This is a genomic window from Streptomyces sp. NPDC058157 (genome assembly GCF_042884105.1).
Lineage (GTDB): Bacteria > Actinomycetota > Actinomycetes > Streptomycetales > Streptomycetaceae > Streptomyces.
In genome coordinates this window covers 1-7891 of record NZ_JBHVUQ010000276.1, presented here as the reverse complement: position 1 = coordinate 7891, position 7891 = coordinate 1, and the positions used below count along the sequence as shown (strand labels likewise).

6 protein-coding genes are annotated in these 7891 nt (G+C 74.9%); 3 read left to right on the top strand and 3 right to left on the bottom strand.

All coding sequences use genetic code 11. From position 1 onward, the window contains the following. On the bottom strand, positions 1-1577 hold a 1577-nt coding region (locus ACFVXK_RS35385), incomplete at its 3' end, for a heavy metal translocating P-type ATPase (protein WP_389620429.1). A 50-nt stretch (positions 1578-1627) separates the two neighbouring features. Between ACFVXK_RS35385 and ACFVXK_RS35380 the strand changes: the two genes are divergently transcribed. Next, on the top strand, positions 1628-1930 hold the full coding sequence (locus ACFVXK_RS35380; protein WP_389620426.1) for an ArsR/SmtB family transcription factor: 303 nt from the start codon (positions 1628-1630) through the stop codon (positions 1928-1930). 1 nt (position 1931) lies between these two features. Here the strand turns inward: ACFVXK_RS35380 and ACFVXK_RS35375 are convergent, their stop codons facing one another. Both ACFVXK_RS35375 and ACFVXK_RS35370 read right to left on the bottom strand, forming a co-directional pair. After that, positions 1932-4661: a DNRLRE domain-containing protein gene (locus tag ACFVXK_RS35375; RefSeq protein ID WP_389620423.1), complete on the bottom strand. Its 2730-nt coding sequence runs from the start codon at positions 4659-4661 to the stop codon at positions 1932-1934. A gap of 114 nt (positions 4662-4775) precedes the next feature. Continuing rightward, positions 4776-6722, bottom strand: a complete 1947-nt coding sequence (locus ACFVXK_RS35370) for a glycoside hydrolase family 5 protein (protein ID WP_389620420.1) — start codon at positions 6720-6722, stop codon at positions 4776-4778. A gap of 227 nt (positions 6723-6949) precedes the next feature. On the opposite strand from ACFVXK_RS35370, the gene ACFVXK_RS35365 reads away from it, so the two are divergent. After that, complete coding sequence (locus ACFVXK_RS35365; protein WP_389620417.1) at positions 6950-7252, top strand: hypothetical protein; 303 nt, start codon at positions 6950-6952, stop codon at positions 7250-7252. 141 nt (positions 7253-7393) lie between these two features. Further along, a partial coding sequence (locus tag ACFVXK_RS35360) for a Crp/Fnr family transcriptional regulator (protein WP_389620414.1) occupies positions 7394-7891 on the top strand: 498 nt, incomplete at its 3' end.

Genomic DNA, 7891 nt, shown 5'->3' with positions numbered 1-7891 from the left:
GTCACCTTGTCCTGCGGCATCAGGCCGCCGAGCGCCTCGTCCATGCCCACCGCGCCGGCCACCGCATCGGCCACGCGCTGGTCGTCACCGGAGAGCATCACGGCGCGGGTGACGCCGAGGGCGCGCAGGGCGGCCACGGTCCGGGCGGCCTCGGGGCGCGGGGCGTCCATCAGGCCGAGGGTGCCCAGCCAGCGGTCGCCGCGGCGGACCAGCATCGTGGTGCGGCCGGTGCGGGCGAGTTCCTCCGTGCGGTCGCGCAGGGCTGCGGGGACGGGCGGGCCCGTGAGGGTGTCGGCGTAGGAGAGGCTGCCGATGTGGACGGGCTCGCCGTCGAGTTCGGCGCTGACCCCGCGGCCGATCACGGCGCGCAGGCCGGTGGCCTCGGCAGCCGGGGCACCGGCCGGCGGGGGCGGTGCGTCCCGTACGACGGCCTGGGCCAGGGGGTGGTCGCTCAGCCGCTGGACGGCGACGGCGGTGCGCAGCAGTTCCTCGCGGCCGGCGCCGTCGGCGGGCTCGACCTCGGTGAGGCGGGGGCGGCCCTCGGTGAGGGTGCCGGTCTTGTCGAAGGCGAGGGTGCGCAGGCGGCCGAACTCCTCCAGCGGGGCGCCCCCCTTGACCAGCACTCCGCCGCGCGCGGCCCGGCCGACGGCGCTGAGGACCGCGGCGGGGGTGGCGATGGCCAGGGCGCAGGGGCTGGCGGCGACGAGGACGGCCATGGCGCGGTAGAAGCTGTCGGTGAAGGGTTCGCCGGTGAGGGCTCCGTAGCCGAGCAGGGCGGCGACCAGGGCGAGCACGCCGGGGACGAACACCTTCTGGAAGCGGTCGGTGAACCGCTGGGTGGGTGAGGTGCGCTCCTCGGCGTCCTGGACCATGCGGACGACGCGGGCGAGGGTGTTGTCGGCGGCGACGCGGGTGACGACGACCTCGAGGGAGCCGGACCCGTTGACGGTTCCGGCGTAGACGCGGTGCTCGGGGCCGGTGGCGGCGGGGGCCGCGAGGGCCCGGGCCGGGTCGGTGACGGGGGTCTTGTCGGCGGGGACGCTCTCGCCGGTGATGGGCGACTGGTCGACGCTGCTGCTTCCCGCGGCGACGAAGCCGTCGGCGGGGACGCGGGTGTGCGGGCGCACCAGGACGGTGTCGCCGACGGTCAGCTCCGCCACGGGCACCTCGGCGGTGGCGCCGGCGGCCCGCCGGACGAGGGCGGTGCGGGGGGCGAGTGCGCCGAGGGCCTCGACGGAGCGCCGGGCGCGGCCCAGGGCGTACTCCTCCAGGGCGTGGCCGGCGCTGAAGAGGACGAGGAGGACGGCGCCCTCCTCCCAGCGGCCGATGGCGGCGGCTCCGGCGGCGGCGACGAGCATCAGGAAGTCGACCTGGAAGCGGCCGCCGCGCAGGGCCGCGAAGGCCTCACGGAGGGTGAAGGCCCCGCCGAAGACGTAGGCGGCCATGAAGAGGGCCTGGGCGGCGGGGCCGCCGTGGCCGGTCAGCTGGAGGGTCAGGCCGGTGAGGTAGGCGGTGAGGGCGAGCAGGGCGCTGACCGGCTCCGCGCGCACTGCGGCCTTCTTCATCACGACGTTCATGACATCAATATATCAAGATATTGAAATGTGTCGCGTTCTAAGGTGGGCCCATGGAATCCACGCTCACCGACACCGACGCCGCCGCCGTCGCGGAGGTCATGCAGGGCCTCGCCTCGCCCGCCCGGATCCGCATCCTGGCCCGGCTGCTCGACGCGCCCTGCTCGGTCGGGGAGCTGGCCGAGGCACTCGGCCTCGGCCAGCCCACCGTCTCCAACCACCTGCGCCTGCTACGCCACCTCGACCTCGTGGCCGGCCGGCGCGACGGGCGCAGCGTGGTCTACGAGCTGCACGACGAGCACGTCACCGCACTGCTGCGGCAGGTGCTGGAGCACGTGCACCACGGGCGGGCGTAGCTCACGGCGCGCCGAAGGTGAGCGTCAGCCGCGGTGTCGCCTCGCCCGCCGCCGCCTCCGAGGACCACAGCCACAGGGCGTCGGTCCCGGCACTGGTCAGCGCCAGGCTGTAGGAACCGCCCAGTGCGCCCGCCACGGTGGCGGTGTTCAGCCCGGCGGTGTGGACCGCCGAGCCGTCCGGGATCCCGGGGAACGCGCCGAGCGCCGGGGCGCCCGTGCCGGGCCGGTTGGCGTACGTGGTCCCCGCTTCCGTCCACGCCCCGGTGACCGGGACCACCGAGACGGTGTCCGTGGTGCCGGCGCCCGCCATGGTGCTGGTCTTGACGCTGAGCGTGGCCGACTTGAGCACCTTGCCCGCCGGCGCGGCCGGCAGGGCGAAGCGGAGGTAGCTGGTGTACAGGGAGGTCCCGCGGACGGCCAGGGAGGCGGAGGTGCCGTAGTTGGCGTCCGGGGCGCCCGCGTTGGCGTAGGTGTCCTCGGCCGCGGTGACCTGGACGGTGGCGTCCGCCGGGGCGGAGGCGAGGGCGTAGTGGTTCTGCACCTGGGCCGCGGTCAGGACGGTCGGGTAGACGGCCGTCTCGTCCATCAGGCCCGCCCAGTGCTCGCTGGCGGGGCGGTCCGGCCAGCCGCCGAGCCCGTCGAAGCCGACGCGCCAGTAGCCCGTGTAGTTCTCGTGGGTGGTGACGTTCAGGGTGCCGCGCTGGACGCCGTCCACGTACAGGGTCATGCCGCCGGGGCCCTGGGTGGCGACGACGTGGTGCCACTTGTCGTCGTTGAAGGCGGCGGCGGTGGTGATGGTGCGGGTGGCGCCGGTGTAGACCCCGTAGACCAGCCGGCCGTCGTCGGTCATGTAGACGTGCTTGTCGTACTGGCTGCTGCCGTTGATCTGCCGGCTGCCGAAGCCGACGAGCTTGCCGCCGCGGGTGGTGTTCGTCCTGAACCAGGTCTCGATGCTGTACGTGGCACCCACCGTCTGGCGGCGGTCGCCGTACACGTGCGCGTCGGTGCCGTTGAAGCCGATCGCCGTGCTCGCGCCGGCCACCGCCCCCGGGCCCTGGCGCAGGGCCGGGCCGTTCTGGTCCACGCCCGCCTGGTCGCCGGTGGAGGAGTCGGCCACGTACGGCAGCACGGTGTCGTCGTAGCGCCAGTACAGCTGGGCGCCGTCCGCCCGGACCTGGTTCGCGTACGCCTCGGGCGAGGTCGGCACGGTCACGCTCGCCGGGGCGGACAGGGCGCTGGTGTTGCCCGCCGCGTCGGTGGCCGTCACCCGGTAGGTGTACGACTGGCCGGGTTGGGCGGTGGTGTCGGTCCAGGAGGCCTGCGGGCGCTTGAAGAACAGCGAGTCGGCGGTGACCGTGCCGATCGGGGTGGCCGCGCCGTTGCGGTAGATCCGGTAGGTCAGCGCGCTGTCGTCCAGGTCCAGGCTGGTGCGCCAGCGGACCTGCACCTCACCGGGCTGCACGCTCGCCGCGCTGGCCAGCGGAACCGTCGGGGCGCCCGTGTCGCCGGTGGAGGAGAAGCGCGTCAGGCTCTGCTGGGCCGCCCCGTTGACGGTGGTGAACTCGCCGCCCACCCACAGGTACTGCGCGCCGCCCGCGGAGCCGACGGTCATCACGCGCGGCCCGATGCCCTCGCCGACGCCGTCGTTGGTGTCGGGCGCCCAGCCCAGCTTGCCGACGCTGGTGGTGGGCTGCGCCAGCAGGTGGTGGCGCTGCCCGTCGGGGTACTCGCCGACGCTGGAGCAGTCGTGCGCGTGCGAGGCGCTGTAGAGCACGTTCCGGTACGGCAGCACGGCCTGGGTGGCGCCCAGGCAGGTGTCGCGCCAGCGCTGGTTGAAGTCCGAGAGGTTCAGGGCGATGCGGCCGTCGAAGACCCCGCCGCCGGTGCCCTCGTTGGCCGTGTAGAAGCCGGTGGCGTCGGTGGCGATGTCCTTGACCACCGAGTTGGTCTCGATGAAGCCCGGGTAGCCCTTGGTGAGGGCGCCGGTGGCGGAGTCGACGACGGCCAGGGCGTGCGTGTTCGTCCCGTTGACGGTGAAGAAGTCGCCGCCGAGCAGCACGTTCCTGCCGTCCGGGGTGACCTCGACGGCGCGGCCCGGCTCGTCCGCGTTCGCCGTGAAGGGGCGCAGCGCGCCGTCTCCCGCGGCCACGGCGGCGAAGCGCTGCCTGGGCTGGCCGCTGACGGTGAGGAAGTCGCCGCCCGCGTACACGGTGTCGCCGGTGACGGCGATGGCCCGTACGGTGGCCGCGAAGGCGGGGCGGAAGGACGGCTTCACGGTGCAGGTGGCCACGTCGATGGCGGCCATGCTGGAGACCGGGGTGCCGTTGACGGCGCCGAAGTAGCCGCCCGCGTAGAGGGTCTTCTTGTCCGGCGACAGGGTGAGCGCGCGGACGGTGGCGGTGCCGCTGCCGATGGTGAAGGACAGGGTGCAGGAGGTCGGGGCGCCGGTCGCCGCGTCGAGGGCGGCGAAGTTCACCGCCGACTGCTCGCCGCCCGCGCCGCCCGCGGGCGGGCGGACGGCGGAGAAGGTCCCGCCGACGAAGACGGTGCCCCCGGCCTCGGCGAGGGCCCAGACGATGCCGTTGGGCTGCCAGGTGGGCAGCGCGTCGGCGGTGAAGGCCACGGGCGGGGTGACGGCCGCGGCCTGCGGGACGAGCCCGAGCCCCACGACCGCCCCGGTGCCCGCCAGGGTCAGGGCGAGAGCGGCTGCCTGCCCTCTGGATCTGCGCATGAACCCCCCAGTTCGGTGTGTCCGTTGTCCGTAAGGGCGCACCCTAGGTCGAATTCCCGTGCCGGTCACCAGACTTGACCCATCGCATGCCGAACGGCGGCCCGGCCGGGGCGCTCAGCCCGCGGGCAGCGCCCGGCACAGCAGGGACGCCGGGGAGGGGCGGAAGCCGACGCGGCCGGTGAAGGCGATGCCCGCCGCGTACTCGGTGGGCAGGCACTGGCCCTTGTAGTGGCCCGAGGCGAAGTCCGCGCCCGGGTTCCCGGCCGGGCGGGCGTCGCCCCGGTCGAACCAGACCGTGCGGCCGGCTCCGGCGAGGGGGATCCGGGCCGGGGCGCACAGGGCCGCCGAGACCCGGTCGCCGCGCAGGCTGTACCCGGTGAGGAACTGCCCGGCCGGGCACTGGAGCTTGGTGTAGCCGCCCGCCCAGTCCCCGCCCGCCGGGACGTACCTCTCGTCGCGGACCACGGTCTGGCCGCCGCCCGGGGCACGCAGGTCGGAGGTGGAGCACAGCCCGCGCCCGCCGGTGTGGCTCAGGCCCGCCAGGCGGGCGCCGTCGGGGCAGACGGCCTTGCGGGCGCCGCTGTCCCAGTCCCCGGCGGCGCGGGTGAGCAGGGAGGCGTTCTGGTCCCGGTGGTCGGTGCTGAGCTGGTACCAGGCGGGGGTGGGCGGGACCGGTCCGGTGCGGCCCCCGGCCGTGGTGAGCGCGGTGAAGGGGGCGGTGCGCCAGTCGCCGGCGTCGAGGACCCCCGAGCGCCGGCCGGCGCCGTCGTAGCGGAGCATCGCCCAGCTGTCGCCGCCGGGGGCGCCCTGTGCGGTGGTGCTCCAGCCGACGAGGGGCCAGTAGGCGAAGTCGGCGTCGGAGGCGGCCAGGTAGCCGGTCATGTTCCGGAACCAGGCGCGCGGGGCGGCGCCGGTCTCGTCGGCGCCGATGCCGAACTCGCTGATCCACACCGGGGCGGTGAAGTGCGTGCCGCTCTCGGCGGAGACGAAGAACGCCTGGTCGTAGAGGGCCTGTTCGAGCTCGGACCGGCTCATGTCCTGGTAGCGGGGGTCGTGGGTCTCGCCGAGGCCGGTGGCTCCGCTGTGGTGGGGGCCGGTGTAGCCGTAGAAGTGGGCCGAGTAGACCAGCTTGTTCGAGACGACCAGGGTGTGGGAGAGGGTGCGGACGGGGGTGAGGGTGGGGCGGCCGTGCGGGAGGCCGTCGGCGGGGATGCCCGTCCAGTTGATGCCCTCGACGACGATGAGCAGGTCCGGGTTGGCCTCCGTCAGGATCCGGTCGGCGGCCTCCTCGGAGGCGGCCTGCCAGTCGTGGCCGTCGCCCAGGCCCCAGTTGGGGTCGTCCCAGGTGTCGCGGCGGACCTCGTTGTACAGGTCGGCCCCGACCACGCGGGGGTTGTCGCGGTAGCGGCGGGCGAGGAAGACCCAGTCGTCGGCCCACTGGGCGGTGGAACGGGTGCTGTTCCAGCGCTCGTTGCCGTCGAGGCCGCAGCACCAGCGGGTGGTTCCGGTGTGGTTGTTGAGGATGACGGCGAATCCCGCGTCGGTGAGGGCGGAGACGACGGCGTCGTAGACCTGGAGCGGGGTGCGGCCGCGCAGTGCCGGGTTGGCGGCGACGGCGGCGTCCGGGACGGGGGCGGTGGTGTGCAGCATCTCGTTGGAGAAGGGCAGCCGGACGCTGTTCAGCCCGAGGGCGCGGAAGTCGGCGAGCAGGGCGGGCAGGGGCACCCGGTCCAGGCCGAGGGGGATGCCGTGGGAGTCCTGGCCCGCGTGGTGGTTCGCGGGGTCGGCGACGTCCCCGGAGCCGTTCCAGGAGCCCTGGGCGCCGTCCCAGTTGCCGGAGCGCAGGCGGAAGCGGTTGCCCTGGGCGTCGACGATGTGGCGGCCCCGGGTGGAGAGCGGGGGCGTCCACGGCGCGGGGTCGGCGGCGGCCTGCCGGGCGGGCGGTGCGGCCGGTGCGGCGGCCAGGGCGGGGGCGGCTGCCAGGGCGGGGGCGGTGGCCGGCAGGACCGCGCCGCCCGCCAGGAGCAGCACGCCCAGCAGCACCCGTACGAGGCTTCTCATCTGGCTCCCACCCGCTCCGGCCACCCCGTCCGGGCGGCTGCGGCGGACAAGTTACCGGCCGGTCGCCCCGGAGGGAAGGCACGGGCGCACCCCGGTACCGGGCGTCAACCGGGCGGGCCCGCGCGCCCCCTCCCCCTGGGTGACCCCCGGCAAAACGGCCCCGGCCGGGGCCGGACCGCTCTACGGTGCCCTGAGGGTTCGGGCCGATGGACCGGAGGGTGGGGCGGATGGACGAGGAAGAGGACATGCGGCTGGCGGGGATCACCCCGGAGATCTCCCGCCGCACACTGGCGATGCTCCGGGGGCTCGCCGGGCTGGAGCCGCCGGAGCGGGTGCCGGAGGACGCGATGGCCGTGGCCGACGCGATCCTCGCCGAGCACGGCACGGACGGGCTGCGGGTGCTCGTGATGACCCTGGCGGCCTGGGCGACGGCACAGATCGAGAACGTCGCCGAGCTCAGCGGACGCAGCCACGAGGCGGTGCTCGACGCGATGGAGCTGGCCTGCCTGGAGGCCAACGCCGACGACTAGAGGCGCCTGGCAGCGCGGCGGCCGCTCGATGCCCGGGAACGCCGGCGGGCGGCCGTCCGTGCGCGGTGTGACGCGTTCCGGCCCGGGTCGGCGACACTGGGGGGACCAGAAGGTTGCGGGGGGTCCTGAACGGAGGCCGTCGTGAGCACACCTTCCCCCATCCGGATCGCCGCCGTACTGTCCGCCGAACACCGCGGCCGGCTGATGTCGTACGCACGTGAGGTCAATTTCCCCGAGGGCACCCGGATCTTCGACGAGGGCGGCCGGGCGGAGGCCTTCTGGATCGTGCGCTCCGGTACGGTGACCCTGGAGGTCCCGCTCCCCTCCGGCGGGCACCGGGGCGCCGCGCCCGTCGAGAGCCTCGGACCCGGAGAGCTCGTCGGCTGGTCCTGGCTGTTCCCGCCCTACACCTGGCAGCTGAGCGCCGAGGCCATGACCCCGGTACGGGCCTACGAGTTCGACGGGGCGGCCGTGCGGATGCTGATGGACGCCGACCCGGCCTTCGGCTCGGCCATCGGCCACTGGGTCGGGCGGATCCTCGCGGTCCGGCTCCAGCAGACCCGCACCCGCCTCCTGGACCTCTACGCCCCCCGCCCCGACGCCGCCTGCACCCGGGAGTGGAACCCGGTGACGGTCACC

Coding starts and splice junctions, on each gene's coding strand:
- ACFVXK_RS35380 (WP_389620426.1), top strand. CDS start 1,628: ATGGAATCCACGCTCACCGACACCGACGCCGCCGCCGTCGCGGAGGTC.
- ACFVXK_RS35375 (WP_389620423.1), bottom strand. CDS start 4,661: ATGCGCAGATCCAGAGGGCAGGCAGCCGCTCTCGCCCTGACCCTGGCG.
- ACFVXK_RS35370 (WP_389620420.1), bottom strand. CDS start 6,722: ATGAGAAGCCTCGTACGGGTGCTGCTGGGCGTGCTGCTCCTGGCGGGC.
- ACFVXK_RS35365 (WP_389620417.1), top strand. CDS start 6,950: ATGGACGAGGAAGAGGACATGCGGCTGGCGGGGATCACCCCGGAGATC.